This is a genomic window from bacterium (genome assembly GCA_024742285.1).
Taxonomy (GTDB): Bacteria; Myxococcota_A; UBA9160; order UBA9160; family UBA4427; genus UBA4427.
In genome coordinates this window covers 117,516-141,511 of record JANSYR010000002.1, presented here as the reverse complement: position 1 = coordinate 141,511, position 23,996 = coordinate 117,516, and the positions used below count along the sequence as shown (strand labels likewise).

The following is a 23,996-nucleotide window of genomic DNA, read 5'->3' as shown; positions in this document are numbered from 1 at the left end:
TAGACTAGGGAGATTCCCTACGCCGCCACCTGCCCCGGCTCCCAATTCGAGAGCCGAGCGAGCATCACCGACGGATCGATGAGCGCGACGTGCCAGTCGTCCTCGTCGTCTCCAGCGATCCGGACTTCGGTCTGCTCGGCGTGGTACCGAATCAGGACGAAGTCCCCGACATCGACCTTCGCCTGCCGGAAGTGGTTCGATCCCGTGCCCGCGTCGAAGAGCATGTCGCCCGGCCCCACGGCCAGCACTTCAGCCACGTTCTTGCCGTACATCTTCGCCGTCTCGGGCACGATCAGGCCCCCGGCCGTCTTCCGCTCGTGGAAGATGCGCACGAGCACCATGGCGCCCAGCGGTTCGATCTCATCCGTGTTCAAGTCCATTGCTGTTTCATACCTTTCGTTCTACGTGGAACACCCTACGGTGTCGCTTCGATCACGACGACACGCACGTGACCCTTCTTCGCGGGCGCCGGCTCCCAGAGCAGCTCCGGCATCCCGATCGTCTCGCGGTTGTCGTCGGCGAGCACACCGCACTCGACCAAGCCGTCGAGCACGAACTTCGCGCCCTCGCCCAGGTTCGCCGGGTCGGGCTCGACCGAGCTGCAACGCGTGATCGTGACCCGCGCACGGGACAGAGGAGCCGGCGGCTTCTTCCCGACGACCTGGGCCCAGACGAGACGCTTCCAGAGCTTTCGCTTCTTCCCGCGCGTGCTCCAGTGGAGTGCGTCCGCGGAGTTGATCGGCGGCAGGCCCGGCAGGTCGATCTCGAGGCGGTACGGCTCGCTCATCCCGGCATCCGATCGGCCTTGCGCTGATTGCACGGCCCACAGGCGACCACGAGGTTTCCGATTCGGCCGGATCCTCCGGCGGCCCGCGGGATCACGTGGTCGAGCGTCGCCGCCGTGAGCGGAATCGACCGCCGGCAGTAGGCGCACCGCTGCTTCTGTCGCTTCCAGAGGCGCTCGCGCTGCTTCTGTCGGTGCGGGACGTCGCCCTTCCGCTCCTCACGGCGTCGCTTCAGGCGTCGCTTCCGCGCGCGCTTGCTCTCGGCCATCACCGCCCCCCCTGCCGGAGCGACGGGCGATCGAGGATCACGACGCCGGGCCCCGGGTCTCCGGTCAGGCGGTCGTAGGACCGCGGGAGCTTCTGCTGGAGCGTCTCCGAGCCCTTCCCGCTGGGGTTCATGTTCGTCGTCACGATCGTCGGACGGCACTCGTCCCAGCGGCGGTCGATCACCGCCTCTAGCTCGGCGAGCGGCCACTCGTGCTCGTAGGCCGTCCCCCAGTCGTCGATCACGAGCGCGTCGCAACGCTCGACCTCGCGGATCAGCGCGGCGTTCTTGTCGAAGACGGCGGCGTAGAGATCGCGCGTCTTCACGATCTTCGCCTTCGGGATCTCCCGGCCCTCTCGTGACCACCGCTCGTAGAGCGCGCGTAGGCACCACACGGCCGCCGTCGTCTTCCCCGTGCCGGGCGGCCCGGCGAGGATCATCGCGGCGCCCTGGTCGGCCAGCGCGACCCACTTCCGACACTCGGCGGGAAGGAGATCTTCGGAGGGCTCGAGCCGGCGGAACCTGCTCGACACGCCGTAGCCCTTCAGGACCATGTCGACGGCCTTCGGCGAAAGACGCCCATCGAGCCAGTGCTGCCAGCGCTGCGCTGCGTCCTCCGCGCTCGGGAGATCGCGCCGGAGTTCGCTCACGACCTCCGCCACCGGGGTCATCGGGGCGGGTCCTCGAGTCACCCGTTCTGCCATACGCCTACCCCCCTGCGCGGCGTTGCCTTTGCGCCACGCGTGCGCTCCGGGATGTCGCGCGGGCCCATGCCCGCTTCGACTCGATCCGAGAAGCCGTCTTCCTTGAAGATCGTGCCGGGGCGGAAATACCTCCGCGGGTTCCAGCCGTTCTCGCAGACCTCGAGACCCTCGTTCTCGATCACGTACCCGTGGACCGCGGCGACGAGCTCGGTCTCCGTCGCCCCGTCGCGGATGCGCTTCGCGATCAGCTTGAGCCGGTCCCCGGCAAGGGACTCGCGCACGTCCTTTCCGTACTCGGCGAAGGCGGCGCGGATCGCGGGCCATGCCTGCTGGGCGAGCGCTTCGGGCTTCGGCTTCTCGTTGGCCGCGGCTTCGTCGAGGAGGGAGGCCTGCTCGGGAGCAGACTTACTCTCCTCCGTCTTAGTCTTAGTCTTAGTCTTAGTCTTAGTCTTAGTGTCCGGAGTGTCCCCGGAGCTGCGTCGGAGTTTCGTCGGAGTGAATCCCTGTATTTTCGGCCATTTAGAGACGCGTATCGTGAAGTGCTTCCCGTCTCGTCTGAAGGTGCACAGGCCGAGCTCCGCCGCTGCTCGCAGAGTCCTCTCGGCGTGCTGCCGCTGTCCTCGCATGGTGCACCCCATGAGCGCGAACTCGTCGAGCTGCAACTGCCCGTTTCTGCTCTTGGTTCTGTTCAGCATCGCGAGCAGCCGGACGTAGAACCGAAACACCTCGGGCGACGCTTCGGTGAGCTTCTCGTCGTCGAGAATGTCCTCGGTCAGCTTGAACCAACGTCGGTGATCGCTCGGGTACTTGGGGCGCGCCATCGCTACGCGCCCTCGTTGACGACGCGGAGCGGCACGCCCAGGCTGGAATCGGACTTCATTCCGTCATGCCCAGGCACGACGACGTCGAAGCGCTCGTTCCAGATCTCGAAGTCGAGATCGGAGCCCTGCACGTCGATCGATCCCAGCGTCACGGCCGGCGCGAGTCGCACGGCATCGACAGCGGCCCAGGTCACACCGGTACCGATCAGCGCTCCGCAGACGACCTCGTCGTAGCAGGTCTCCTTCGAGCGCTTCTCTTCGCGCAGCCCCGCCATGTACCGCGCGACCTGCGCCAGATCACTCGCTTCGATCTTCCGGTTCTTCAGCTCGACGATCAGCCATACGACGGCCCGCACCCGGTCATCTTCGTCGACGCAGGGAAGCTCGAACACGAGGTCCGCCGGCGCCGGTCCCGAATGGTCCTTGCTCGCGTTCCGAATCGTGCGCTGACGTTCGACGTGCGCATCACCAGTGAACCGAAGGCCTTCCGGCGGTTTGATCGCGAACCGGAAGATGTCCAGTTCCCACCAGTAGAGGTGGAGCCACTCCTCGATTGCTTCCTCATCGCGCCACTGAATCCAGTCTGTCATCCCCACCCCCCCCGTGGAATCTGCGCTGCTACGCGCCGCCCGCAATCCTCTGCTGCCGCTCCGCCTGGTTGCACTCCGCGCACGATGCAGCGAGGTCGGAGAGACGCTCCTTCCAGAACCGCTCGTAGGTCAGGTGGTGGACCTGATCCGCGGCCTCGCCGCAGTTGCGGCACGTGAAGTCGTCTCGGTCCAGGACGCGCGCCCGAAGCCGTTTCCAATCGGACTGCCTGAAGCGCGCCTCGTAGTTCAGGCGCTTCGAGTTCCCGTTGCCGCCGAGGCCGGTCTTCCCGCGCTTCTTCTCGGCCCACCGGATCTCCCGGGGATGCACATCGAGCTCGCTCGCCTCGAGCTTCCGCCCCACCCTTCGAAGGCAGTCGGGACACTGGAGAGCGAAGTACGAGCCACCCGAATACCGGAAGCGGCGGATCGCTGTGTCGTCCGTGTTCTCGTGCATGCAGCGCATGGCGAAGGCCTCCTCAGAGAGTCGGGGCACAGTCGGTCAGCCGGTGTCGGCGACGCGCCCGCCGGGACGCACGAGCCGCGGCCGGCGGCGCTCCTGGTCGAGCTCGGCGGTCAGCCGGTCGTGATCCCGTTTCATGCGCGCGGCGGTGCCGCGGCGGTGCGCTTCGATCGCCTGATCGAGCATTTCGTCGTCGCCCGTGTCCGCGAGCACCTCGAACCACACGCGCGCCTGAAGCGGCGTCTGCGCGTCTCGCGGGTTCAGCTGATTGGAAAGCCGGCGTTTCGCATTGGCCGGCGTCCAGCGCGGCCACCATTCGGGGCGGACGCGGTCGATGATGCGCGCGAGGCTGACCTCGCGGGCGGCGGCGCGAGACGCCACCTCCTCGATCTCTCGTTCCATGGGGAGTCTCCTGGGGGGTGGAAACGGCACACCCGCCACGGGTCGGGGAATCGTGGCGGGGGGTGAAGACGAGGCGAAGGCGGTCGTGGCGGGTGGTGGCGGATACTCGCGGGGCAAGCTGAATTCCCCGGAGGTGCGAATGACGAATACGGAAGCCGCGGTCACGTTCGCCGCCCTGTTCGGCCCCGTGGCTCTGACCGGATGGGCCAGACGGAGGTACGACTTGGGCTGGTTCACGGTGCTCGCGATGTGGCTCGCGCTGAACTGCATCGCGATGGGCATCCGTGTGGTGGCCTTCGCGGAAAGCGACGCCGACTACGCGAGCGGCGAACGAATGGTCGTGGCCGGCTTTTGGCTGGGCGTCGGGCTCGTGGCCGCATGGGCGATCCGAAAGCACGAGCGAGCGGCGATATCGATGGAATCCGGCGAGGTGGTAGCCGGAGCCGCTCGGCCTTCCGTGCCCGCAGACGGACACGACGACCGCCAACAGAGCGGGATCACCATCTCGCGCGACGCGTGGGCACCGTTCACGCTCGCTCTGGTTTTCGCCGTCGCTGTGTTCTTCTGGGGACTCACGCAAAGCCAGCGCGCCGACACTGCTGAACTGAGACTCCTCGAAGTCGAGAGACAGCGCGACGACTTCGCGGCATGCCTCGATCGATACATCGGGCGCGAGGCCTGCGGCTACTAGCGGCCGCCTCACGCGGCCGCTCCCCCGGCTTCTTCGTTGACGACGAAGAGTCGATGCACCTCTCGCGCGACAGTCAGCTCGTCGCTGTCAAAGATCCAGTCCGGAGGGCACTCCATGAGCGCGCATAACGCGACCTTCGCAGGGAACGCGATCGTCTTTCCGGTTTTCTCAAAGTGACGGATCGCATCGCCGCTCAGCCCAATGCGCTTGCCGAGCTCGGCTTGAGTCATCTTGGGCTCTTGGCTAAGTCGCCATCGCCGCACTCGTTCCCCGGGTCGGATTCGCTTCGGCATGCTCGCCATATTTCGGGAATAGTTCCCGACAGTCAATGGCATTTTAGGGGAAATTTTTCCCGATACCTCTATCTACCCGGAAACCGGTAGATTTTCCCGGATGGGATCCCTCGGGAAGACGATCAGCCAGAACGTAGAGACCGCTCGCTTGCGGGCGGACGCCCGATCCCGCGAGGACGGCGGACCGAAAGTGACCTGGATGGAGCTCGCGCGGCGTGTAGCGTATCGCCTCGACGCAGAGCAGGCGGGCCACCCCTCGACCGGCAAGGCGTTCCAGACACAGGTCTCCGATCAGATCCGAGCGGCGCGAACCGGCAAGACTCGATGGCACCACGACATGATCGAAGCGATCGCCTCGTCGCTTGGAACGCTTCCGGAGCGCCTCGTCGCGGAAGACTACGAGGCAGGCAAGGTCCCGGAGGCCGATCGCGGCGAGTACCTCGCTCGAGCGTTAGGCCGCTCCCTAACCCTCGCTGAGGTGCGGCAGACAGTTAGGGCGCTGAACCTGTCGAAGGAAGCCCAGGACGGCAGCTGGGCACTCCTCTGGAAGCTGTTCGATGACATCCGCACCGCGAGCACCGGCGAAGAGGCCGCATCGCGCGCCCATAACCGAGTGCTCCAGTGGTGGCGCCGGCAAGAGAAGCCCGCGAAATCACAGCAGGAATCAGAAACCGGGAAATAATTCCGAAAAAAAGCTTGCATAAACGGGAATAGTTCCCGATAGTCGAGTCACCCACTCAGGGAGACCCGACATGGCAACCATTCATTTCGTTTCCTGCGGCTCTGTTTCCCACGCCGCCCAGCGCGCCGAGGCCCACGAGCGCGAGTCCCGCCTCGCTGCCGTCCACGATGCGATGGAAGAGCTCCGGAGCGATCTCGACCGGGCGCAGGATCAGAAAGCGCGGCTCAAGCGCGAACTCGCCCGCGACAGCCGCCGCATCCAGAAGCTCGCGAAGGAGCGCAACGAGCTCCGCGAGGTGCTCCGCATCGCCTCGATCGAGGACCCGGAGACGGCCCAGCAGGCGGCAATGGCGATGGCCGCACGGGCGACCTTCGACCGCGATCGGGCACAGCGCGACGCCGACGTAGCGAATACGAACCTGGATCAGCTCCGCCTCGCCTTCTCGTTCATGCGCGACGCCCTGGAGGGGGCGCTCCAGAAGCTCGACGCCCCCAACTGCGACGAGTGCAACGGCACCGGCAAGTTCGGCGCCGAGGAAGAGTGCGACGAATGCGGCGGGATCGGCCTCGACTGGGAGGCCGCGTCGTGAGCGTGTGGGCCGACCCCGAGCTCGACGCCGACGTCTACCGGCAGCTGATCGACCCGACCTTCGATCCGGCCGCCGAAGCCGCTCTCGCCTACGCGCTCGAATCCGAGCGCATCGAGGAGCAGGAGCGAGTGGCCCGCAGCGAGAAGCACCGCCGGATCTTGGCCGGATTCCGGGCCGTGGTGGTCCCGATTCTCGGCGTCATGGCCTTCGGATCGCTCGTCTGGGCGGTCCTCACCTTCACCCACTAGGAGAACTCCCATGCCCGACTACAAGGATCTGTTCCCGAAGAGCTTCAAGGCCCGCGACTTCCGCAACGCGCCGAAGGTGCTCACGATCGCGAGCGTCGAACCCCGCCAGATGGAGAATCGAGAGGGGAAGGTTTCGACGAAGCTCTGCATCAAGTTCGAGGAGACGGCGAACTTCTGGCTCGCGGGCAAGAAAGAGGCCTGCGCGTCGATCGCCGAGGCCGTGGGGTCCGAGGACGTCGACGTCTGGATCGGCTGCTCAATCGAGCTGTTCGAGGACGAGACCGACTTCGGCGACGACCGGGTCGACTGCGTCCGGGCCCGGCAGCCGGAGGGTGGACAGCGCCGGAAGCCGGACAGCGCCGAGCCGAGGTCGCCGCACGAGGACACGCCGCTTTTCCCGCGCATCACAGGCACGACCCCCGATGGTCTCGTCCTGATTCAGCTCCGCGAGGGCGGCACCGTGTTCGAGATCCCGCCGGACGACCTCGAGGGCGTCGTGTCGGGCGAGATCACGCTCGACGAAGAGTACGACCGATTCGGTTCCGAGTCCCCGGACGTTGACGACGAGCAGGCCAACGAACTCGCGGCGCTGCACAAGCGCCTCGCCGAGCTGAAGGCCGCGTCGTGAACTACGCGGATCTCCTCGACGACTCTTCGACTGGGACGCGGCCGCATCGCCAGTCGGGGGGCTCCCCCGGGCGCGATACGTCGGGCTATCGCGTCCGGGGCGAGCGCGTCCCCTCCGTGACCGAGGTGATCGACCTCGGCGGGCTGTCCGACATCGAGCAGTTGAAGCGCGTGGCCGGCGCCGACGTGGTCGAAAACGCGTCGCTCCGCGGGCGCATCGTCCACGGCTACTGCGATGTGATCGACCTCGACGAGCAGTTCGACGTGGAGGACGTGCCCGAACCCTACCGAGGCTACGTCGCGGCCTACGTTGCGTTCAAGGCCGAGACCGGGTTCGAGCCGATCGAGATCGAGCTGGCGGTCACGTCCTCGACCTACCTCTTCGCGGGCACGATCGATCGGATCGGCATGTATCCGGATGGGCGGGTGACGCTGCTCGACCTGAAGACGCCGGCACAGCCGAGTCCCACGTGGCGCGTCCAGACGGCCGGCTACGCGATCGCCGCGAACGACGTGGGTATCGAGCCCGACGAGCGTGCCGCGCTCCGCCTTCAGCCGAACGGCAAGCCGCGGCTGCTCTTGCACGACGACCCCGAGGACCGTCGAAACTTCTTCGCGGCGCTGCGCGTCGCGCACTATCGGCTGGCCCAAGGGCTGGCGCATCTGGAGGACTGAACGATGGCCGCAGCCGAACCCCTGACCGATTCCCAGATCGTGATCCAGCGACCCGACGCCGAGATCGCCGAGCTCCGACCCGCGGTCGACGCCGATGTCGCGCAAGCGCGGGCGCTCGTCGTGGACAGCGACGCCGCGTTCGAGCGCGCCGCCGAGTTCCTGAAGCGCGTGAAGGGCATCCAGAAGCAGATGATCGAGATCCTCGCGCCCCACATCCAGCGCGCGAACGACGCCCACAAGGGACTGACCCAGCTTCGCAAGGAGCAGATCGCGCCGCTCGAGGAAGCCGAGTCGCTCGTGAAGCGGAAGATGGGCGACTTCATCGAGGCCGAGGAACGCCGGGCCCGCGAGGAAGAGCGCCGCCGGCAGGAAGAGGCCCGGAAGCAGGAAGAGGAGCGCCGGCTCCAGGAAGCGGCGGAGGCGGAAGCTCGAGGTGACACCGCCGAAGCCGAGGCGATCGTCGACGCCCCGATCGTTCCCCCGCCCGCGGCACCCGCCCCCGCGAAGCCGAAGGCCGAGGGCGTGTCCACGGTCAAGCGGTACTCGGCCGAGGTGGTCGACCTCGCCGAGCTCGTGAAGGCCGCGGCCCAGAACGAGCACCTGCTCCAGTACCTACTGCCGAACGAGAAGGCGCTGAACGCGCTGGCCCGGTCGGTGGGCGAGTCGATGAACGTCCCCGGCGTGCGCGTGAAGGCGACGACGACCGTGTCGGCGAGGGGGCGGTGATGGTCGAGGGAATGCACTTCGGAGGTGGCGTCCCCATGATGGAGATGAACACCGGCGCCGAGCCTGCCGACGTTCCGGCCGGCGAGATCACGCAGCGCAGCCTGTCGATCGAGCAGGTCGCGAACGGCGTCGTCGTCACCGAGACGGCGTACCACACGACGCGCGGACACGGCTCCAAGCGGTGGGCGTTCACCGATTCGGGGGCGCTGCTGCACTTCCTGTCCGAGTGGGCGCTGGAGAACATGACCAGCGCGGAGGCGCCGTTCTGATGGCGCGCGTCGACTCGTGAAGTCGCTCGTCGTCGTGATCGTGTGCGTCGTGATCTGCCGCGCGCTGCTGCGGCTGAGGGCGGATCAATGAGCGCGCCGTGCCCCTACTGCGACGGCTCGGGCGAGGTTTTGAGCTGGGGCGACCGGCTGCGGGCGGCGCGGCTACGCGCGGGCATGAGCCAGTTCGAGCTAGCGACGGCGCTCCGCCTTTCAGGACCGAACGTCGTGTGTCGCTGGGAGACAGGACAAGCGCAACCGCAGCCCCGGAACCGGATCGCGGCCGAGAGGCTCCTCGGAATGGAAGCCAACACATACAAGAGGAGCGCCTAATGCCCCGCCTCGAAGATATGACGGAAGAAGAACAGGACGCGCTGCGGGATCGATACGCGATGGCCGCCCTGACTGGTCTCTGTGCGAAAAAGTGGACGGGATGCCCGCCGAGCGCGAAGAATCTCGCGGATAAGTCCTACGAGATCGCCGACGCCATGCCCGAAGCCCGCGACGCTAAGGGGGCCTCGGAATGAGCAACGAGACGTTCCACACAGGCGACAAGCTCAAGGGCGTCTACTTCGGAGAGGACGCCTCCGAGGGGTACACCGTTGGGCGCATCGGTGTCGAGTCGATCGAAGTCGTACAGATCAAGGGGCCGATGGATTTTGTTCCCTCCGCTCTCATCAAACATGAGAACGGGAGCGAGTACATCCTGCCGCTGTACCGAATGACGCTGATCGATCGTGAGGGGGAATCTCGTGGGTGAGCCGGTAGCCGATTGGGACAAGCGTATGATCGTCCTGCTGGAGATGGCAGAGCGATTCGAAGGTGACGGGACGACGGACCACGCGGAGTTCTGCCGTGAGCTGGCAGCCGGGGTCGAACGCCTGCGTGATCGACTAACAGGCGCAGAGAACCTGTTTGGCCAAGCGTGCGGAGATTACGTGAGCGTCTTGCAGCGGGCGAAGCGCGCCGAAGCCCGACTCGCGTGGGTCTTGAAGCAAGCAGAGCGCGGTGATGGGATCGAGGCAATTAAGGGTCCGCTGGGGGCGTGGATCAACCGACCGATCCTGGAAAACAACGGACTGCGCGACCGCAAGAGGATCGCAAACGGAGACAGCTACGAAGAGGCGATCGACCTAGCAATGGCAAGGGAATCCGATGAGTGAGGGGAAGTACGGAGAGCCGTGGACGCTTTACGCCACGCACTTTAACGGCGAGAGGCACCCGAGAATTGTTTCGCTCGATGAGGACTCCGAAGGGGCCATCTTGCACGACATCGGCGGAATGCCCGAGGAGATGGCCCATTTCCAAAGGGCAGTCGCCTGCGTGAACGCATTCCAAGGCATCCCCGACCCGAGCGCCTACCGCACCGCCGTCGAGGGGCTCGTCAACCGAGTGCGGGTCGTCTTGGAGAATAATCGCCTGACCGACTGCGATGGCGGGGATTACTACGAAATCAACGCCGACGAGATCGACGAACTCCGCGCCTCGCTCGCGCGGGTCGAGGGAGGGGGAGAGTAGTGGGCACGAACTACTACTGGCGACCGAAGTCGGAGGAGCCGTGCGAGACGTGCGGCCATGTCGAGTTCCAAGACGATCTCCATATCGGCAAGTCGTCGGGCGGGTGGTGCTTCAGCCTTCACGTCATTCCGGAAGAGGAGATCCACAACCTCGACGATTGGCGAGAGCGATGGGCGCTCGAAGGCAGCACGATCGTCAACGAATACGGAACGATTGTCGCACCGGAGGAAATGGACGTAATCGTCACCGAGCGAAGCTGGGGTGGTAAGCCGCCGCACAGGCACATGATTGACAATCACTGCATCGCCCACGGCGAGGGCACCTGGGACCTCTGTGTCGGAGAGTTCTTTTGACCCCGCCGGACATCGGAGCCGAGGGGAGGGGCGCATGATCGAGCGCACCCTGCTCCACTGGCGCGAGCTGCCGGACCTCTCGCTCCGCGAGGCGGGCGCGATCCTCGGCATCGCCCCGGGCACCGTCCGCGCCATGGTCGATCGGGACGAGCTCGAGCACCGGACCCGGGCAGGCAAAATCTTCGTCACCGTCGAATCCGTGCGAAGGGTCGTCGGTGAGTCCCCGGAATCGCAAGAGAATCCGTCCGCGCCGCGCGTGCGGCTGTCGAGCGCGGACCGAACCGCGATGCGTGCGCTCCGGGGAGGTGGCTAGCGTGTCGACCATGAGAGCCAAAGCGCGCGAGCGATTCAGGAAGCGGAAGGACGGGACCCGCGTCTCCGAGGGGTGGTTCGTCTTCGTCTACGAGGGCAACCGAACCAAGGGGCGCAAGGTGAAGGATCAGGCCACGGCCGAGGCCATCGCCGCCCAACTGAACCAGGAGGGGGAAGCCGCGGACCGGTGGTTCGAGGGCGGGCCCATGCCGCTCGACGAGACGATGCGCGGGTGGATCACGATCCACGGAAAGACGATGGCCGACTCGACCGAGGAGACCCACCGCAACAGCATCGAGACGCACCTGATCCCCTACTTCGGGTCGCGCGAGATTCGGGGCATCACCCGGGAAGACCTGATCGAGTTCATCGATGACCGCTTCCGCGCGAAGAAGAGCGCAGCCACGATCAAGAATGCGCTGTCGGCGCTGCGCCGGGTGTACTCGCTGCACGTCGAGGCGGGTCTCCTCGACCGGAACCCGGCGATCAACTGCGGCCAGCTCGTCGCGCAGATCGAACGGAAGTACGTCGAGGAGGGCGTGCGCGAGGTCGACGCCTGGACGCGCGATGAGGTCGAGCAGCTCCTCGCGAAGGCGCGCGACCGGGAGCGGTTCGTCTACCCGGTGCTCTTCGCGGCCCTCTGCACGGGGATGCGCCGCGGCGAGCTCCTCGCGCTTCGCTGGGAGGACGTGGGGCGCGAGGAGATCCGGATCCGCCGGGCGCTCGTGCGAGGTCGGATCAAGGCGCCGAAGAGCGGCAAGCCGCGCACGGTGGCCCTCTCGAGCGACTTCCGCGCGCTGCTCGACGAGTGGCGCGCATCCCGGAAGAAGCGCGAGGGCGCCTTCTCAGAGCCCGGCTGGGTGTTCACGAACGCGAACGGGGATCAGTGGGAAGAGAAGAACTTCGGGCGCTCGTGGCGCCGCCTGCGGACTCGCTGCGTCGACGACCAGGGCGAGCCGACGATTCGCCCCCTCGCCTTCCACGCGACCCGCCACACGTTCGCGAGCTGGGCGCTCGACGCGGGAAAGTCGATCACCTGGGTGCAGCACGCGCTCGGCCACAGCGATCCGGCGACCACGCTCCGCCGGTACGCGCACTTCGTCCCCGAGGAGACGCCGGACATGGGCTTCCTTCGTCTCGTCCACCCGACCGAATCCCGACCGAGCCCGACCGAACGGAGTGCCGATGCCTCGTAACTGGTTGAAAAATGGTGACCCGGGCGCGATTCGAACGCGCGACCCCCAGCTTCGGAGGCTGGTGCTCTATCCAGCTGAGCTACCGGGCCACAGGGCGCGTATCCTAGCAATCTCGAACGCAAAAACGAACGCGAACGGATGGAGGTCAGAGGGGGGCATGGGCCAGACGGGCGTGCGGCGGCCGCGAGGGGCTCGGGCCAGGATCCTGGGGATCGGCATGGCCTTCCTCGCCTGCGTGGACGGATCGGGCGGGGAGGAAGTACAGGTCTTCGAGATCGCGGAGCGAGGCCGACTCTCGCTCGTCGAGAGCGACCTCGACCGAGGAGCACCCGTCGCCTTCCGCGTCGTCCTCGACGACGGCGGCGCCGAGCCGACGCGCACGGCGCGGGTCGTCACCGAGGACGGCCGGCGACTGGAGACCCGCGTGGAGCGCGTCGCGGGAACCGAATCGACGTTCGGGCTGGAACTGGACGGGGCTTTTCTCCGACCGGGGCGATACCTGATCGAGGTCGATGTCGAGGGGGTCCATGCGCTGAACCTCCGGCGCTACGTCGTTCAGATCATGGGGGCCGAATGATCGACGCCGGCGCGGTGAGGCAGGGCCGCTGCAGCCGGAAGGCAGGAATCGCGCCGATCCCCCCGTATTTTCGTGACCGGAACTGCATTCGCCGACATCGGGTTCGCCCCTCGACGTATGATGGCCGGGTGCTTGGATCATCGATCTGGAGTCTTCTCATGCTGCCGCTCTTTCTGCGCGTTCTACGCCTCCTGCGCCCGATCTCCGCCCTGCTCGCTGTCGCGACCGTCGGCGGCTCGATCCTGATCCCCTCCCCCGCCGAAGCGCAGGTCCCCTTCGTCGCTTTCGAGAGCGGGCACGTGCGGCCGGTCGCCCTTTCGCCGAACGGCGCGCGCCTCTTCGCCGTGAACACGCCGGACAACACGCTCGAGATCTTCGACGTCGTGTTCGGCACCCTCGAACACGCGGCGTCGGTCCCGGTCGGGTTGGAGCCGGTCGCGGTCGCCCCGCGAACCGACGACGAGGTCTGGGTCGTCAACCATCTCTCGGACAGCGTGAGCATCGTCGATGTCTCGAGCGCGACCCCGCACGTCACCCGCACCCTCCTCGTCGGCGACGAGCCCCGCGACATCGTCTTCGCCGGCACGGGCGGCAACCGCGCCTTCATCACCACCGCCCACCGCGGCCAGCACCGCACGCACCCCTCGATCGCCGGTGTCTTCGGCCCGGGCGACCCCGCCGATCCCCGGTTCACGACGCCCGGGATCGGACGCGCCGACGTCTGGGTCTTCGACGCGCTCGCGCTCGGCACGACGATCGGCGGCACCCCCGTCGACGTGCTCACCTTCTTCGCCGACACGCCGCGCGCCCTCGCCACGGACGGCACCCACGTCTACGTGGCGGCCTTCCTCTCGGGCAATCAGACGACCACGATCGCCGAGCAATTCGTCCCGAACGGCTTCGACAGCGCCGGGCCGAGCGGCGGCGCGCCGGGCGGTGTTCCGGGTCCGAACGACAACGCCGCTTCCGACGCCGCCCCCGAAACCGGCGTGATCGTCAGATACGATGGCGCGAACTGGCAGGACGCCGCCGGCCGATCCTGGAACGCGCTGGTCCCCTTCGACCTGCCCGACCACGACGTGTTCGTTCTGAACGCCGACACCCTGGCCGCCGGTACGGTCTTCGATTCCGTCGGCACGATCCTCTTCAACATGGCCGTGAACCCGACGAGCGGGAAGGTCTACGTCACCAACATCGAGAGCCCGAACCACATCCGCTTCGAAGGGCCGGGTGTGCACGGCGGATCGACCGTACAGGGGCACCTGTCGGAGTCGCGCATCACGATCCTCGACCCGTCGGGGCCGACCCAGGACGTGCAGCACCTGAACCAGCACATCGACTACGACGCCCTCCACACGGACGCCGGCGCGGACCACGCGGCCATCGACGCGCAGATCACCCACAGCCTCGCGACCCCCCTCCAACCGACGATCTCGGCGGACGGCGAGACGATCTACGTCCCCGCCTTCGGCTCGTCCAAGGTCGGTGTCTTCAGTCGCGCCGAGCTCGAGGACCCGGCGTTCGAGACCAACTTCGACCCGACGGCCCAGAGCGCCGACTACCTCGACACGATCGGGGGTGGCCCGTCCGGCGTCGCCGTCGACGAGACGAACGGCAAGCTCTACGTGATGACGCGCTTCAACAACGCGATCGAGGTCATCGATCTCGTCTCCCGCGAGACCTGGGCCGTCCACCCGCTGCACAACCCGGAGCCGGTCTCGCTCGTCGCGGGGCGCCCCTTCCTCTACGACGCGACGATCACCTCGGGCAACGGCGAGAGCTCCTGCGCGAGCTGCCACATCTTCGGCGACTTCGACGCCCTGGCCTGGAATCTCGGTGACCCGGATGGTGGGGTCGGGACCAACAACCAGCCCCAGCCGGATCCGCTGCTCGAGGCAGCTCAGCCGAGCCAGCCCTTCCATCCGATGAAGGGGCCCATGACGACGCAGACGTTGCGAGGCATGTCGACCCACGGCGGCATGCACTGGCGGGGTGACCGCGTCGACGGCTTCTTCGGCACGGATCCCTGCACGCAGCCGGGCTACGCCGAGGCGAACGCGACGAATGCCCCCTGCGACGAAGACCTCTCGTTCCGGAACTTCATCGTCGCCTTCGAGGGACTGATCGGGAAGGAGGGCACGATCACGCCCGCCGAGATGCAGCAGTTCGCGGACTTCATCCTCCAGGTGCAGCTCCCGCCGAATCCCGTGCGCTCCCTCGACGACACGCTCCGCACGGCCGCAGCACCCGCTCCGAGCGAGCAGCGCGGCAACGACGTCTGGTTCAGCTGCGGCCCCGGCGCCACCGAATGCGCCCCTCTCGACCCCAACGCGACGGACACCGTCGAGGACTGCGACGGCTGCCACACCCTCGATCCGGTGAACGGGTTCTTCGGCACCGGCGGCGAAGCGAGCTTCGAAGGCGCGGTGCAGCACGTGAAGGTCCCGCACATCCGGAACATGGTTCAGAAGATCGGCATGTTCAGCGTGTCCGGCGACCAGGTGCGCGGCACGGGCTTCCTCCACGACGGCTCCGTCGACACGCTCAAGACCTTCTTCGAGTCTCCCGTGTTCGCGCTCGACAACCAGCAGGAATCCGATCTCGAGGCGCTCATGCTCGCCGCGCCGAGCGACGTCGCGCCGATCGTCGGGCAGCAGGTGACGATCACCCCCGCGACCTTCGAGGTCACCGACGTGAACGCGCGCATCACCCTCCTCGACGACATGGCCGGTACGGCCTTCGAGTCGGCCGTCCTGGGCGGGGCCGTCACCCAGTGCGACGTCGTCGTGAAGACCGTCGAAGCCGGCGTCGAGAAGGGCTGGGTCAGCACCGCCGGCGGGACCTATACGCCGGACGACGGCGGGGCGCCGATCACCGAGGCGGCGCTTCGCGCCAAGGCCGACCCGGACGGCGATGCGCTCACGCTGACCTACACCGCCGTTCCCCCCGGATCCGGCCAACGCATCGGGATCGACCGCGACCTCGACCTCGTGCTGAACGGGGTCGACAATTGCCCCGCTGCCCCGAACGGCCCCGGCGGCGGGACCTGCACCGCGGGCGAACCGGACCTGCGCGGCACCGCGTGCACGCTGCCCACGGACTGTGGCGCCGGCGGCTTCTGCTCCCTGGCCCAGGAAGACGCCGACGTCGACCTCCAGGGCGACGCCTGCGAACCCACCCTCGTCCCGGAGCCCAGCGGCCTCCTCCCCCTGCTCACGGCGCTGGGCGCCCTCACCCACCTCGCCCGCCGCCGAACCGTCTGACCCCCGCGCCTCGACGAAACGGGCAATACCAAAGCCCTCAGCGCGAGAAGGCCTCCCCGAAAAGGGGAGGCCTTCGAGAGGCGCGCAGCACCGCGCCAGGAAATCGAGCCCTCAGCGCAAGAAAGCCACCCCAGATAAGGGTGGCTTTCGAGAGGCGCGCAGCGCCGAACAATGCTGGTGGGGCGTAGTGGACTCGAACCACCGACCTCCGCGGTGTGAACACGGCGCTCTAGCCAGCTGAGCTAACGCCCCACGAGGCCACAGGTTTTAGCGGATTCCGCCGGGGCTTGCCGCCCTTGGGAGGTCCGTTCGGAAGGCCGCGGCCGGGCTCCCCTGCGGCGCCTATTCCGGCTGGTCGGCCGGCGGCTTCGGGGGGTCCGTGGCCCGCTTGCTGGCGGCGCGGACGAAGGCTTCGAAGAGCGGGTGCGGGTCGAAGGGCTTGCTCTTGAACTCGGGGTGGAACTGCGACGCCACGAAGAAGGGGTGGCTCGGGATCTCGATCACCTCGACCAGTCGGCCGTCCGGGGACGAGCCCGAAAAGAGCATGCCGGCGGCCTGGAACCGGTCCTTGTAGTCCTCGTTGAACTCCCAGCGATGGCGGTGGCGCTCGCTGATCTGGAGCCGACCGTAGGCCTCCGCGGCCTTCGAGCCGGGCTGGAGGACGCAGGGGTAGGCGCCGAGTCGCATCGTCCCGCCGAGGTCCTCGACCTCCTTCTGCTCGGGCAGGATGTCGATCACCGGGTGCGGCGAGTCCTCGACCATCTCCGAGGAGTTCGCCCCTTCGAGGCCGACGACGTTGCGACCGAACTCGATGCAGGCCATCTGCATCCCGAGGCAGATCCCGAGGAACGGGATCTCGTTCTCGCGGACGTACTGGATCGCGCGGATCTTGCCCTCGATTCCCCGCGAGCCGAAGCCGTGGGGGACGCAGATGCCGTCGTAGCCGGCGAGCTCGGCCGTGTCCTCGAGCTTCTCCGAGTCGACGTACTCGATCACGACCTCGTTGCCGCAGGCGAAGCCGCCGTGGTAGAGCGCTTCGTTGAGCGACTTGTAGCTCTCGGTCAGGTCGACGTACTTGCCGACCATCGCGATGCGGATCTGCCGCTCCGGGTTCTGCTGCACGTTGAAGAGGCGCTCCCAGTGGCGCAGGTCCGGGCGTCCGGTCCACATGTTGAGGACCTGGGCGATCTTCTCGTCGAGGTTCTCCTTGGCGAAGGCGAGCGGGACCTCGTAGATCGAGCTCACGTCCTTGGCCGTGATCACGGCGTCTTCGTCGACGTTGCAGAAGAGCGCGATCTTGCTCTTGATGCCCTTCTCGAGGAAGCGGTCGGTCCTGCAGAGGATGATGTCCGGGGCGAGGCCGACGGTCTGCAACTCCTTCACGGAGTGCTGGACGGGCTTCGTCTTCACCTCGCCGGCGGTCGACTGGTAGAGCACCGGGGCGACGTGGATGAAGCAGCAGTTCTCGCGGCCCGCGTCGGCGCGGAACTGGCGGATGGCCTCGAGGAAGGGGAGCGACTCGATGTCGCCGACCGTGCCGCCGATCTCGACGAGGATCACGTCGCAGTCCTGGCTGGCGTTCCGGATCGCCCCCTTGATCGCGTCGGTCACGTGGGGGATGACCTGGACGGTCCCGCCGAGATAGTCGCCGCGGCGCTCCGCCGAGAGCACCTGGTCGTAGATCCGGCCGGCGGTCATGTTGTTCACCTGACCGAGGACCGTCGTCGTGAAGCGCTCGTAGTGACCGAGGTCGAGGTCCGTCTCCGCGCCGTCCTCGGTCACGTAGACCTCGCCGTGCTGGAACGGATTCATGGTCCCCGGGTCGACGTTCAGGTAGGGGTCGAGCTTCAGGAACGTGACCTTGAGGCTCCTCGCCTCGAGCAGCGCGCCGATCGACGCGGAAGCAAGGCCTTTACCAAGAGACGACATCACGCCGCCCGTCACGAAGATGTACTTGGTCGGTCGCGGACTCATACTCGTTCTCCCCCCGGATGGCCGCCTCTCGGTCGGCCCCCTGCTCTTCCCAAACCTATCGAATCGCGGCCGCGGCGCGCCTGGCCAGTCCGTCCTCGATCCGGATCGCGTGGATCGGCACGAACGGCTGCGGCAGCGCGTCCGCCGCGAAGAATCCCATCTCCAGCGTCTCTTCGGGCGTCGTCATCTCGCCCGCTTCGACCGCCTCCGCGTGAAAGCAGAGGTTCACGATCTGCACGCGCCGCTCCCCACCGTCGGGGTCGGCACCCTTTCTCGGGCCGCTCTTCTTGAAGGAATAGTCCACGACGTTGGTTCCGGGATCCGAGTAGACCCCGATCAACCCGCCGACCTCGACCTTCCACCCGGTCTCTTCGGCGACCTCACGGCACGCCGCCTCCGCGACCGACTCGCCGATCTCGACGAAGCCCCCGGGCAGGCCCCAGAAGCCGTTGTCGGATCGGCGCATCAACAACAGTTCACCCTCGCGCCAGACCATCGCCGAAACGGAGAGACCCAGCTCCGTCGGATCGGACGCGAAATACATCGAATCGCCCTGGCTCGCGCTCGTGTCCGAGCTAAGGGCTGCTTTGTCTGCCGGGGATGTCACCGGGGGAGCTCCGCCGTCGACGTCGTGGAAGGGCTTCTCACGACGTTTTCTTCCTGGTTTCCTTCGACCCCGAAGGTCAAGGGAACCATGGGTGTGCCGTTTTTCGATTCGGCACGACGGAGCGCAGCGAAACGGTCGCTGCGGAGTTCGTTCGCACTCACACCTGCTTCGACCGGGGGGGTCCGGCTGTTTATAGCGGGCGCCTCGCCACGCCGTCAATCGCGGCCACGCCCGGAGCCGTCTCCACCTCCGGGATCGCGCGCGCGCAGGCCGGGACTGTGTCTTTCGCGGCCACATCAGGCGCGCGGGCACCACCCAACCCCGGAGGTGCCGGTGAAATTTCACGACTCGACCCGTCCCGCCCTGCGCCTGGCCGCTGCGCTCCTCTTCCTCGCACCGAGTGCAGCGCTGGCCCTCACGCAGACGTACGTCCTCTCCGACCTCCACGGCCATTACGAGCGTGGCCTCCGCGGAGAACCGCTGCCCGAGTCACCGGAATCCCGGCGGATGACCGTCGACCTCGGCACCCGATGGAGCCGCATCGATTCGATCTCCGTCTCGGTACTCGGCGATGGGCGCCATGCGCGCGTCGGCTACGCCTCGGACCCGAAGGGCGCGCACGAGCGGCTCCCGCCCAGCCTGTTGATCCAGCTCGGCCGCGGCGACTCCGAGCCGATCCGGCTCGTCTTCGCGGACCTCGCGTTCACCGATCACCCGACCTGGCAGACCACCGTCCTGGACGACCCACGCGGGGAACCGCCGTACGGATTCGCGCTCGAGGGCCGCCTCGATCTGAGCGTCTTCCTCGGCGGGTTCCTCGTCGCGGGAACGGACTACAGACAGATCTTCGAAGACAGCAGCCTGTTCGTGAAGCAGTTCGAGCTCACGGTGACCGGCCAGCCCATTCCCGAGCCGGGCACGGGCCTGCTCCTGGTCGGCGGCCTCGCCCTGCTCGCGAGCCGCAACCGCGCCTGACACCGCGAGCGCGTTCCGCCCCTCGCGACGCCCGAGTCCGCGGCCCCGAACGCAGAAGCGGCCGGCCCCCATCGGGAACCGGCCGCTTCGAATCGTCGACCGTCGTGAGCGCCGACGCGGCGGAAAACATCCGACCCCGCCGAGCGCCCGCAGGCGGAGGATGAGCCGAGCGCTCGCAGGCGGAGGACTCGCCGAGCGCCCGCAGGCGGAGGATTCGCCGAGCGCCCGCAGGCGGAGGATCAGCGCTTGCTGAACTGGAAGCGCGCGCGAGCGCCCTTCTGTCCGTACTTCTTGCGCTCCTTCTTTCGCGGGTCGCGCGTCAGGTAGCCGGCGCGCTTGAGGGTGCCGCGCTGGGTCTCGTCGAGCTTCTCGATGGCGCGGGCGATGCCGTGGCGCAGGGCGCCGGCCTGGCCGGCGACGCCACCGCCGCAGAGGTTCGCGTCGATGTCGTAGCGGCCGACGGACTCGGTCTTCTCGAAGGGGCCGCGGACCAGGATCTGGAGCGCTTCGCGGGGGAAGTACTCGTCCATGGACTTGCCGTTGACGGTGATCTGGCCGGAGCCGAGCTTGAGACGAACGCGGGCGATCGCGCTCTTGCGCTTGCCGGTGGCCTGGATGACGGCGCCTGCGGCCGGTGCAGAGCTAGACATTCGGGAGTTCCTCGGGCTTCTGAGAGGCGTGGGGATGATCGGGACCGGCGTAGACGCGCAGCTTGGAGAGCATCTTCCGGCCGAGGCTGTTCTTGGGGAGCATGCCCCGCACGGCGTTGCGCACGACGCGATCGGAGTGGGCCGAGGCGAGGAGCTTGTCCGCGGTGATCGACTTGATGCCGCCCATGTAACCGGAGTGGCGGTAGTAGGTCTTCTGCTCGCGCTTGCGCCCGGTCAGCTGGACCTTGTCGGCGTTCACCACGATCACGTGGTCCCCGGTATCGGAATGGGGCGTGAAGCTGGGCTTGTGCTTCCCGCGCAGGACGGTGGCGATCCGGGTGGCGAGGCGGCCGAGGACCAGGTCCTCCGCATCGACCACGTACCACTCGCGATCCACCTCGTCGCTGCTCACGCTCTTCGTCGCGGCAAAGGCTCGATTGGCCATCGGGCTTCGTTTCCTTCTTCGTTCACTCACCGGTCGGCGCGCGCTCGCGATCCGACCGGTTGAAATCAAGCCGTCCTTCTCGCCAGGACCGGGCGCCTGCGCGCGACCGGGCGAAGTCGAGGGACTCGGACTGTTCCGGGATGTCCAGCGCGGTCGGCGGTCGCCGAATCACGCGCGAGACATACCTGTCGCGCCCGGGAGGGGCGTCCAGGAAAGCGAGTGTTTACCCGACGGGACCGTCGCAGTCAACTGGATCGACCTGCGCGGCCGGGGCCGCCCCCGCCGGGGACAATCCCCCATCGTCGTCCACCCGGATCAGGCAGAGCCCGTGGGCGGGCGCCGTCGGGCCGGCCTGGCCGCGATCCCGGCTGGTCAGGATCTCCGCCGCCCGTTCGACCGGCCAGCGGCCCCGCCCGATCTCGACGAGGGTCCCGGCCAGATTCCGGACCATGTGGCGCAGGAAGCCCTCGCCCTCGACGTCGAGCCGGACGTCGCCGCGGGTTTCCCCGAAGACGGCACAGCGCGTGACGGTCCGGGCGGTCGTCTTGACCGAGGAGCCCGCCGCCTGGAAGGCCGCGAAATCGTGGCGCCCCTCGAAGCCCTGGGCGGCCCGCTCGATCGCCTCGAGATCGAGCGGCTCGCGAACCCACCAGCAGGTGCCGGCCCGCAGCGGTGAGCGCTGGACGCCGTTCCAGATCCGATATCGGTAGTGCTTGCCCCGCGCGGCCCTGAGTGCGTCCCAGCCTGGCGTGGCCTCGACGAGGCCCCGGACGGCGACGTCGTCGGGCAGGCGTGCGTTGAGTGCCGCCTGGAGCCGCTCGGGGACGAGTCCGGTCTCGACGTGGACGCTCGCGACCTGGCCCTCCGCGTGGACGCCGGCGTCGGTCCGGCCGGCGCCCCGCACCCGAGGCGTCCGTCCCGTCACGGACTCGAGGGCCTCGGCGAGCACGCCCTGGACCGTCCGCGCGGGCCGCGCCCCGGCCTGGACCTGCCAGCCCTCGAAGCCCGCGCCCTCGTACTCGAGGACGAGACGGAACGTGCGCGTCCCGCCGGCGGCGGCGCTCACGCGGCGCCGAGCCGCGCTTCCGCGATCGCGAGGGCGTGGTCTGCCGCCACCCGAAGCGGGTCCATCGTGAACCACAGGCGGACGGCGCGCCCGCCTTCCCGTGCCGGCTCCGCCTCGATCCGCCCGACGAGGACGCCGGACTCGCCGGCCGCGTCCCGCATCGTCGGTCCGACGGGCGCGACCTCCACCTCGTCGATGGCGACGAGCCCGCGGCTGCCAGGACCGTCCGCGACGACCTCGAGCAGAGCGTGGCCCGCGAGGCGCTCGGTGATCGCGGCCAGATCCACCGGCGCATCGAGCTCGACCAGGAGCGACGTGGCCTCCCCCACGAAGGTCGGCACCTCGGCGCCCCCCATCGCGATCTCCGCCTCCCCGCCGAGCGAACGCCGGAGCTCGACGCGGGCGCGCTCGAGGTTTCCGCTCGGCAGCACGTCGAACGCGACGCCCTGTCCGGCCGGCCCGGGCGCCGGACGCTCGGACTGATTGAAGAGCGCGATCGACTCTTCGGATAGCGCGACCACACCCGCGCGGCCGTGCGCCGCTGCGCTCGCGAGCACCGTTCCGGTCGCCCGCACGATGGCGCCCTCTCCCGCGACCGCACGCAGGACGGCGTCCCAGGCGAGCGCGGTCGGACTCGGACACGAGAGCAGCGGGGCCTCGACGGCACCCTCCGTCGCGGAGAAGACGAGCGGGACCGCGTCCTGGCCGCTCACGGCGCCGGTCAGGTCGATGCACGCGACCTCGGCCTTCAGACACTCACGCACGACCTCGAGCGCCTCGACGGCGCGGGTCGCCAGGAAGACCAGATCGGCCCCCTTGAGCGGCGGCCACTCGCCCACCACGTCGAGGTCCAACCCGCCGAACGAGAACGTCGTCCCCGCGGAGTCCGGCGAGGCGACGCCCACGAGCTCCGCCACGTTCCATTCGCTCTCGTCGAGGCGATCGACGAGCTCCTGCCCGATCTGCCCCGTGACCCCGAAGATCACGATCCGTCGCGGCGTGCCGTCGCCCATCGATGTGCTCTCTCCTCGTTCCGTACGGGGGCCCTACGCGAGGGCCTCCAGCACGAGCTCGCCCATCCGCTTGCAGCCCACCGTTTCGCGCGACTCGCCCGGGAGCAGCAGATCGCCGCTGCGATGGCCGGCGTCGAGCACGTCGGCGACCGCCTGGCGGATCGCCCCGGCCGCGTCCTTCGCGCCGAACGCCGTCTCGAGGAGCATCGCCGCGCTCTGGATCGCGGCGAGCGGGTTCGCGAGATCCTTGCCGGCGATGTCCGGGGCCGAGCCGTGGACCGGCTCGAAGAGGCCGAACCCGCCCTCGGCGAGCGACGCAGAAGGAAGCATGCCGAGGGAGCCGGTGATCATCGCGGCCTCGTCGGACAGGATGTCGCCGAAGAGGTTGCCGGTCACGATCACGTCGAAGCGCTTCGGCTCCTGGACGAGGAGCATCGCGCAGGAGTCGACGAGCTGATGCGCCAGCTCGACGTCCGGGTAGTCCTGGGCGACCTCGTCCACGACCTCCACCCACAGCTGCGACACGTCGAGGACGTTCGCCTTGTGCACGTGGGTCACGTGGTTGCGACGGAGCCGCGCCTGCTCGAAGGCGACGCGCGTGATGCGCTCGACCTCGTGCTCGTCGTAGACCATCGCGTTGATGGCGGATCGGTTGCCCTTCTCTCCCGACCGACCGCGCGGCTCGCCGAAGTAGATCCCGCCGGTCAGCTCCCGGACCACGAGCATGTCGACGCCCTCGACGATGTCGGGGCGGAGCGCCGACGCGTTGACGAGAGCGGGCATCACCTGCGCCGGGCGGAGGTTCGCGAAGAGTCCGAGCGCCTTGCGGATCCCGAGCAGCCCCTTCTCGGGACGGATGTCGACGGGCATGTCGTCCCACTTGGGGCCACCGACCGCGCCGAGCAGGACCGAACGGCTCCCTCGGCACTTCTCGATCACCTCGTCGCGCAGCGGCGTGCCGTGGGCGTCGATCGAGCAGCCGCCGATCAGCTCCTCCTCGAACTCGAAGGAGAGGCCCGCGGAGGCGCCCGCCTTCTCGAGGACGAGGCGCGCCTGCTCGGTCACCTCGGGGCCGATGCCGTCGCCGGGGAGCAAAATGATCTTCTCTGCCACGATGAACCTCGCTCTGCGGGAGTGTCGCTGCGGGCTCGGTTCGCCCGCGCGGGCGCGGATCCTAGCGGATGCGGGGACGGACCGTCGGGTCGAGCCGGAGGCGATGCTCT

Annotated in this window: 34 protein-coding genes and 2 tRNA genes; 18 read left to right on the top strand and 18 right to left on the bottom strand. The window is 68.0% G+C overall.

Annotated elements, in window-relative coordinates; all coding sequences use genetic code 11:
- Nucleotides 1-17: 17 nt before the first annotated feature.
- The 8 genes from NXI30_04445 to NXI30_04410 are packed head-to-tail and all read right to left on the bottom strand — an operon-like array spanning nt 18 to nt 4,027.
- Nucleotides 18-380, bottom strand: coding sequence for a co-chaperone GroES (locus tag NXI30_04445; GenBank protein MCR9093443.1), 363 nt, complete (start codon nt 378-380; stop codon nt 18-20).
- A 35-nt stretch (nt 381-415) separates the two neighbouring features.
- Entirely contained in the window at nt 416-787 is a 372-nt protein-coding gene (locus tag NXI30_04440) for a hypothetical protein (protein ID MCR9093442.1), read from the bottom strand.
- Nucleotides 784-1,053, bottom strand: a complete 270-nt coding sequence (locus NXI30_04435; GenBank protein MCR9093441.1) for an HNH endonuclease — start codon at nt 1,051-1,053, stop codon at nt 784-786. Before NXI30_04435 ends, NXI30_04440 begins: the two co-directional genes overlap by 4 nt.
- Complete coding sequence (locus NXI30_04430; protein MCR9093440.1) at nt 1,053-1,721, bottom strand: hypothetical protein; 669 nt, start codon at nt 1,719-1,721, stop codon at nt 1,053-1,055. The genes NXI30_04435 and NXI30_04430 overlap by 1 nt, the downstream gene beginning before the upstream one ends.
- A 17-nt stretch (nt 1,722-1,738) precedes the next feature.
- Nucleotides 1,739-2,575, bottom strand: a complete 837-nt coding sequence (locus NXI30_04425) for a phage replisome organizer N-terminal domain-containing protein (protein ID MCR9093439.1) — start codon at nt 2,573-2,575, stop codon at nt 1,739-1,741.
- Between the two features lie 2 nt (nt 2,576-2,577).
- Nucleotides 2,578-3,165 (bottom strand): hypothetical protein, encoded by a 588-nt coding sequence (locus tag NXI30_04420; protein ID MCR9093438.1) that lies wholly within the window; start codon nt 3,163-3,165, stop codon nt 2,578-2,580.
- A gap of 28 nt (nt 3,166-3,193) precedes the next feature.
- Nucleotides 3,194-3,628: a hypothetical protein gene (locus NXI30_04415; GenBank protein MCR9093437.1), complete on the bottom strand. Its 435-nt coding sequence runs from the start codon at nt 3,626-3,628 to the stop codon at nt 3,194-3,196.
- 36 nt (nt 3,629-3,664) lie between these two features.
- The gene (locus NXI30_04410) at nt 3,665-4,027 is read right to left on the bottom strand and encodes a hypothetical protein (protein MCR9093436.1); all 363 of its coding nucleotides are present in this window, start codon (nt 4,025-4,027) and stop codon (nt 3,665-3,667) included.
- A gap of 139 nt (nt 4,028-4,166) precedes the next feature.
- Here NXI30_04410 and NXI30_04405 point away from each other — a divergent pair, with 139 nt between their 5' ends.
- Nucleotides 4,167-4,718, top strand: coding sequence for a hypothetical protein (locus NXI30_04405; GenBank protein MCR9093435.1), 552 nt, complete (start codon nt 4,167-4,169; stop codon nt 4,716-4,718).
- 8 nt (nt 4,719-4,726) lie between these two features.
- Here the strand turns inward: NXI30_04405 and NXI30_04400 are convergent, their stop codons facing one another.
- Nucleotides 4,727-4,948, bottom strand: a complete 222-nt coding sequence (locus NXI30_04400; GenBank protein ID MCR9093434.1) for a helix-turn-helix transcriptional regulator — start codon at nt 4,946-4,948, stop codon at nt 4,727-4,729.
- Between the two features lie 211 nt (nt 4,949-5,159).
- On the opposite strand from NXI30_04400, the gene NXI30_04395 reads away from it, so the two are divergent.
- From NXI30_04395 to NXI30_04330, 14 genes are all read left to right on the top strand, one after another.
- Entirely contained in the window at nt 5,160-5,693 is a 534-nt protein-coding gene (locus NXI30_04395; GenBank protein MCR9093433.1) for a hypothetical protein, read from the top strand.
- 70 nt (nt 5,694-5,763) lie between these two features.
- Nucleotides 5,764-6,282 carry a hypothetical protein gene (locus tag NXI30_04390; protein MCR9093432.1) on the top strand — a complete coding sequence of 173 codons (519 nt, stop codon included), beginning with the start codon at nt 5,764-5,766 and terminating at the stop codon, nt 6,280-6,282.
- On the top strand, nt 6,279-6,530 hold the full coding sequence (locus NXI30_04385; GenBank protein MCR9093431.1) for a hypothetical protein: 252 nt from the start codon (nt 6,279-6,281) through the stop codon (nt 6,528-6,530). The genes NXI30_04390 and NXI30_04385 overlap by 4 nt, the downstream gene beginning before the upstream one ends.
- A 10-nt stretch (nt 6,531-6,540) precedes the next feature.
- Nucleotides 6,541-7,158 (top strand): hypothetical protein, encoded by a 618-nt coding sequence (locus NXI30_04380; GenBank protein MCR9093430.1) that lies wholly within the window; start codon nt 6,541-6,543, stop codon nt 7,156-7,158.
- Nucleotides 7,155-7,832, top strand: coding sequence for a PD-(D/E)XK nuclease family protein (locus NXI30_04375; GenBank protein ID MCR9093429.1), 678 nt, complete (start codon nt 7,155-7,157; stop codon nt 7,830-7,832). Before NXI30_04380 ends, NXI30_04375 begins: the two co-directional genes overlap by 4 nt.
- A gap of 3 nt (nt 7,833-7,835) precedes the next feature.
- Nucleotides 7,836-8,558 (top strand): hypothetical protein, encoded by a 723-nt coding sequence (locus tag NXI30_04370; protein MCR9093428.1) that lies wholly within the window; start codon nt 7,836-7,838, stop codon nt 8,556-8,558.
- The gene (locus tag NXI30_04365; protein ID MCR9093427.1) at nt 8,558-8,827 is read left to right on the top strand and encodes a hypothetical protein; all 270 of its coding nucleotides are present in this window, start codon (nt 8,558-8,560) and stop codon (nt 8,825-8,827) included. The genes NXI30_04370 and NXI30_04365 overlap by 1 nt, the downstream gene beginning before the upstream one ends.
- Nucleotides 8,828-9,156: 329 nt before the next feature.
- Nucleotides 9,157-9,351, top strand: coding sequence for a hypothetical protein (locus NXI30_04360; GenBank protein MCR9093426.1), 195 nt, complete (start codon nt 9,157-9,159; stop codon nt 9,349-9,351).
- Nucleotides 9,348-9,584, top strand: a complete 237-nt coding sequence (locus NXI30_04355; protein MCR9093425.1) for a hypothetical protein — start codon at nt 9,348-9,350, stop codon at nt 9,582-9,584. Before NXI30_04360 ends, NXI30_04355 begins: the two co-directional genes overlap by 4 nt.
- Nucleotides 9,577-9,987, top strand: coding sequence for a hypothetical protein (locus tag NXI30_04350; GenBank protein ID MCR9093424.1), 411 nt, complete (start codon nt 9,577-9,579; stop codon nt 9,985-9,987). The genes NXI30_04355 and NXI30_04350 overlap by 8 nt, the downstream gene beginning before the upstream one ends.
- The gene (locus NXI30_04345; GenBank protein ID MCR9093423.1) at nt 9,980-10,342 is read left to right on the top strand and encodes a hypothetical protein; all 363 of its coding nucleotides are present in this window, start codon (nt 9,980-9,982) and stop codon (nt 10,340-10,342) included. Before NXI30_04350 ends, NXI30_04345 begins: the two co-directional genes overlap by 8 nt.
- Complete coding sequence (locus tag NXI30_04340; GenBank protein ID MCR9093422.1) at nt 10,342-10,695, top strand: hypothetical protein; 354 nt, start codon at nt 10,342-10,344, stop codon at nt 10,693-10,695. The genes NXI30_04345 and NXI30_04340 overlap by 1 nt, the downstream gene beginning before the upstream one ends.
- A 34-nt stretch (nt 10,696-10,729) precedes the next feature.
- Entirely contained in the window at nt 10,730-11,008 is a 279-nt protein-coding gene (locus NXI30_04335) for a helix-turn-helix domain-containing protein (GenBank protein ID MCR9093421.1), read from the top strand.
- A 10-nt stretch (nt 11,009-11,018) separates the two neighbouring features.
- Entirely contained in the window at nt 11,019-12,203 is a 1,185-nt protein-coding gene (locus tag NXI30_04330) for a tyrosine-type recombinase/integrase (GenBank protein ID MCR9093420.1), read from the top strand.
- A gap of 12 nt (nt 12,204-12,215) precedes the next feature.
- On the opposite strand, the gene NXI30_04325 is transcribed toward NXI30_04330, so the two are convergent.
- Nucleotides 12,216-12,292 (bottom strand) — tRNA-Arg (locus NXI30_04325).
- A 128-nt stretch (nt 12,293-12,420) separates the two neighbouring features.
- On the opposite strand from NXI30_04325, the gene NXI30_04320 reads away from it, so the two are divergent.
- Both NXI30_04320 and NXI30_04315 read left to right on the top strand, forming a co-directional pair.
- On the top strand, nt 12,421-12,780 hold the full coding sequence (locus NXI30_04320; GenBank protein ID MCR9093419.1) for a hypothetical protein: 360 nt from the start codon (nt 12,421-12,423) through the stop codon (nt 12,778-12,780).
- Nucleotides 12,781-12,938: 158 nt separating this feature from the next.
- Nucleotides 12,939-16,043, top strand: coding sequence for a hypothetical protein (locus tag NXI30_04315; protein MCR9093418.1), 3,105 nt, complete (start codon nt 12,939-12,941; stop codon nt 16,041-16,043).
- Nucleotides 16,044-16,218: 175 nt separating this feature from the next.
- On the opposite strand, the gene NXI30_04310 is transcribed toward NXI30_04315, so the two are convergent.
- The 3 genes from NXI30_04310 to NXI30_04300 form a co-directional block, all read right to left on the bottom strand.
- Nucleotides 16,219-16,295 (bottom strand) — tRNA-Val (locus NXI30_04310).
- A 90-nt stretch (nt 16,296-16,385) separates the two neighbouring features.
- Nucleotides 16,386-18,017, bottom strand: a complete 1,632-nt coding sequence (locus tag NXI30_04305; GenBank protein MCR9093417.1) for a CTP synthase — start codon at nt 18,015-18,017, stop codon at nt 16,386-16,388.
- Nucleotides 18,018-18,072: 55 nt separating this feature from the next.
- Nucleotides 18,073-18,561, bottom strand: coding sequence for an NUDIX domain-containing protein (locus tag NXI30_04300; protein ID MCR9093416.1), 489 nt, complete (start codon nt 18,559-18,561; stop codon nt 18,073-18,075).
- Between the two features lie 396 nt (nt 18,562-18,957).
- Here NXI30_04300 and NXI30_04295 point away from each other — a divergent pair, with 396 nt between their 5' ends.
- Complete coding sequence (locus NXI30_04295) at nt 18,958-19,599, top strand: PEP-CTERM sorting domain-containing protein (protein MCR9093415.1); 642 nt, start codon at nt 18,958-18,960, stop codon at nt 19,597-19,599.
- 239 nt (nt 19,600-19,838) lie between these two features.
- Here the strand turns inward: NXI30_04295 and rpsI are convergent, their stop codons facing one another.
- From rpsI to leuB, 5 genes are all read right to left on the bottom strand, one after another.
- Entirely contained in the window at nt 19,839-20,249 is a 411-nt protein-coding gene (gene rpsI / locus NXI30_04290; GenBank protein MCR9093414.1) for a 30S ribosomal protein S9, read from the bottom strand.
- Nucleotides 20,242-20,694, bottom strand: a complete 453-nt coding sequence (gene rplM / locus NXI30_04285) for a 50S ribosomal protein L13 (GenBank protein ID MCR9093413.1) — start codon at nt 20,692-20,694, stop codon at nt 20,242-20,244. Before rplM ends, rpsI begins: the two co-directional genes overlap by 8 nt.
- Nucleotides 20,695-20,917: 223 nt before the next feature.
- Nucleotides 20,918-21,760, bottom strand: coding sequence for a tRNA pseudouridine(38-40) synthase TruA (gene truA, locus NXI30_04280; GenBank protein ID MCR9093412.1), 843 nt, complete (start codon nt 21,758-21,760; stop codon nt 20,918-20,920).
- Nucleotides 21,757-22,773 carry a hypothetical protein gene (locus tag NXI30_04275; GenBank protein ID MCR9093411.1) on the bottom strand — a complete coding sequence of 339 codons (1,017 nt, stop codon included), beginning with the start codon at nt 22,771-22,773 and terminating at the stop codon, nt 21,757-21,759. Before NXI30_04275 ends, truA begins: the two co-directional genes overlap by 4 nt.
- 33 nt (nt 22,774-22,806) lie before the next feature.
- A complete protein-coding gene (gene leuB, locus NXI30_04270; GenBank protein MCR9093410.1) occupies nt 22,807-23,886 on the bottom strand; it encodes a 3-isopropylmalate dehydrogenase in 1,080 nt (359 codons plus the stop codon).
- Between the last annotated feature and the right edge of the window lie 110 nt (nt 23,887-23,996).

Bases quoted from the DNA above. Each gene is read 5' to 3' on its own strand.
- NXI30_04445 (MCR9093443.1), bottom strand. From the start codon at position 380: ATGGACTTGAACACGGATGAGATCGAACCGCTGGGCGCCATGGTGCTC.
- NXI30_04440 (MCR9093442.1), bottom strand. From the start codon at position 787: ATGAGCGAGCCGTACCGCCTCGAGATCGACCTGCCGGGCCTGCCGCCG.
- NXI30_04435 (MCR9093441.1), bottom strand. From the start codon at position 1,053: ATGGCCGAGAGCAAGCGCGCGCGGAAGCGACGCCTGAAGCGACGCCGT.
- NXI30_04430 (MCR9093440.1), bottom strand. From the start codon at position 1,721: ATGACCCCGGTGGCGGAGGTCGTGAGCGAACTCCGGCGCGATCTCCCG.
- NXI30_04425 (MCR9093439.1), bottom strand. From the start codon at position 2,575: ATGGCGCGCCCCAAGTACCCGAGCGATCACCGACGTTGGTTCAAGCTG.
- NXI30_04420 (MCR9093438.1), bottom strand. From the start codon at position 3,165: ATGACAGACTGGATTCAGTGGCGCGATGAGGAAGCAATCGAGGAGTGG.
- NXI30_04415 (MCR9093437.1), bottom strand. From the start codon at position 3,628: ATGCGCTGCATGCACGAGAACACGGACGACACAGCGATCCGCCGCTTC.
- NXI30_04410 (MCR9093436.1), bottom strand. From the start codon at position 4,027: ATGGAACGAGAGATCGAGGAGGTGGCGTCTCGCGCCGCCGCCCGCGAG.
- NXI30_04405 (MCR9093435.1), top strand. From the start codon at position 4,167: ATGACGAATACGGAAGCCGCGGTCACGTTCGCCGCCCTGTTCGGCCCC.
- NXI30_04400 (MCR9093434.1), bottom strand. From the start codon at position 4,948: ATGACTCAAGCCGAGCTCGGCAAGCGCATTGGGCTGAGCGGCGATGCG.
- NXI30_04390 (MCR9093432.1), top strand. From the start codon at position 5,764: ATGGCAACCATTCATTTCGTTTCCTGCGGCTCTGTTTCCCACGCCGCC.
- NXI30_04380 (MCR9093430.1), top strand. From the start codon at position 6,541: ATGCCCGACTACAAGGATCTGTTCCCGAAGAGCTTCAAGGCCCGCGAC.
- NXI30_04370 (MCR9093428.1), top strand. From the start codon at position 7,836: ATGGCCGCAGCCGAACCCCTGACCGATTCCCAGATCGTGATCCAGCGA.
- NXI30_04365 (MCR9093427.1), top strand. From the start codon at position 8,558: ATGGTCGAGGGAATGCACTTCGGAGGTGGCGTCCCCATGATGGAGATG.
- NXI30_04360 (MCR9093426.1), top strand. From the start codon at position 9,157: ATGCCCCGCCTCGAAGATATGACGGAAGAAGAACAGGACGCGCTGCGG.
- NXI30_04355 (MCR9093425.1), top strand. From the start codon at position 9,348: ATGAGCAACGAGACGTTCCACACAGGCGACAAGCTCAAGGGCGTCTAC.
- NXI30_04345 (MCR9093423.1), top strand. From the start codon at position 9,980: ATGAGTGAGGGGAAGTACGGAGAGCCGTGGACGCTTTACGCCACGCAC.
- NXI30_04335 (MCR9093421.1), top strand. From the start codon at position 10,730: ATGATCGAGCGCACCCTGCTCCACTGGCGCGAGCTGCCGGACCTCTCG.
- NXI30_04330 (MCR9093420.1), top strand. From the start codon at position 11,019: ATGAGAGCCAAAGCGCGCGAGCGATTCAGGAAGCGGAAGGACGGGACC.
- NXI30_04320 (MCR9093419.1), top strand. From the start codon at position 12,421: ATGGCCTTCCTCGCCTGCGTGGACGGATCGGGCGGGGAGGAAGTACAG.
- NXI30_04315 (MCR9093418.1), top strand. From the start codon at position 12,939: ATGCTGCCGCTCTTTCTGCGCGTTCTACGCCTCCTGCGCCCGATCTCC.
- NXI30_04305 (MCR9093417.1), bottom strand. From the start codon at position 18,017: ATGAGTCCGCGACCGACCAAGTACATCTTCGTGACGGGCGGCGTGATG.
- NXI30_04300 (MCR9093416.1), bottom strand. From the start codon at position 18,561: ATGTATTTCGCGTCCGATCCGACGGAGCTGGGTCTCTCCGTTTCGGCG.
- rpsI (MCR9093414.1), bottom strand. From the start codon at position 20,249: ATGTCTAGCTCTGCACCGGCCGCAGGCGCCGTCATCCAGGCCACCGGC.
- rplM (MCR9093413.1), bottom strand. From the start codon at position 20,694: ATGGCCAATCGAGCCTTTGCCGCGACGAAGAGCGTGAGCAGCGACGAG.
- NXI30_04275 (MCR9093411.1), bottom strand. From the start codon at position 22,773: ATGGGCGACGGCACGCCGCGACGGATCGTGATCTTCGGGGTCACGGGG.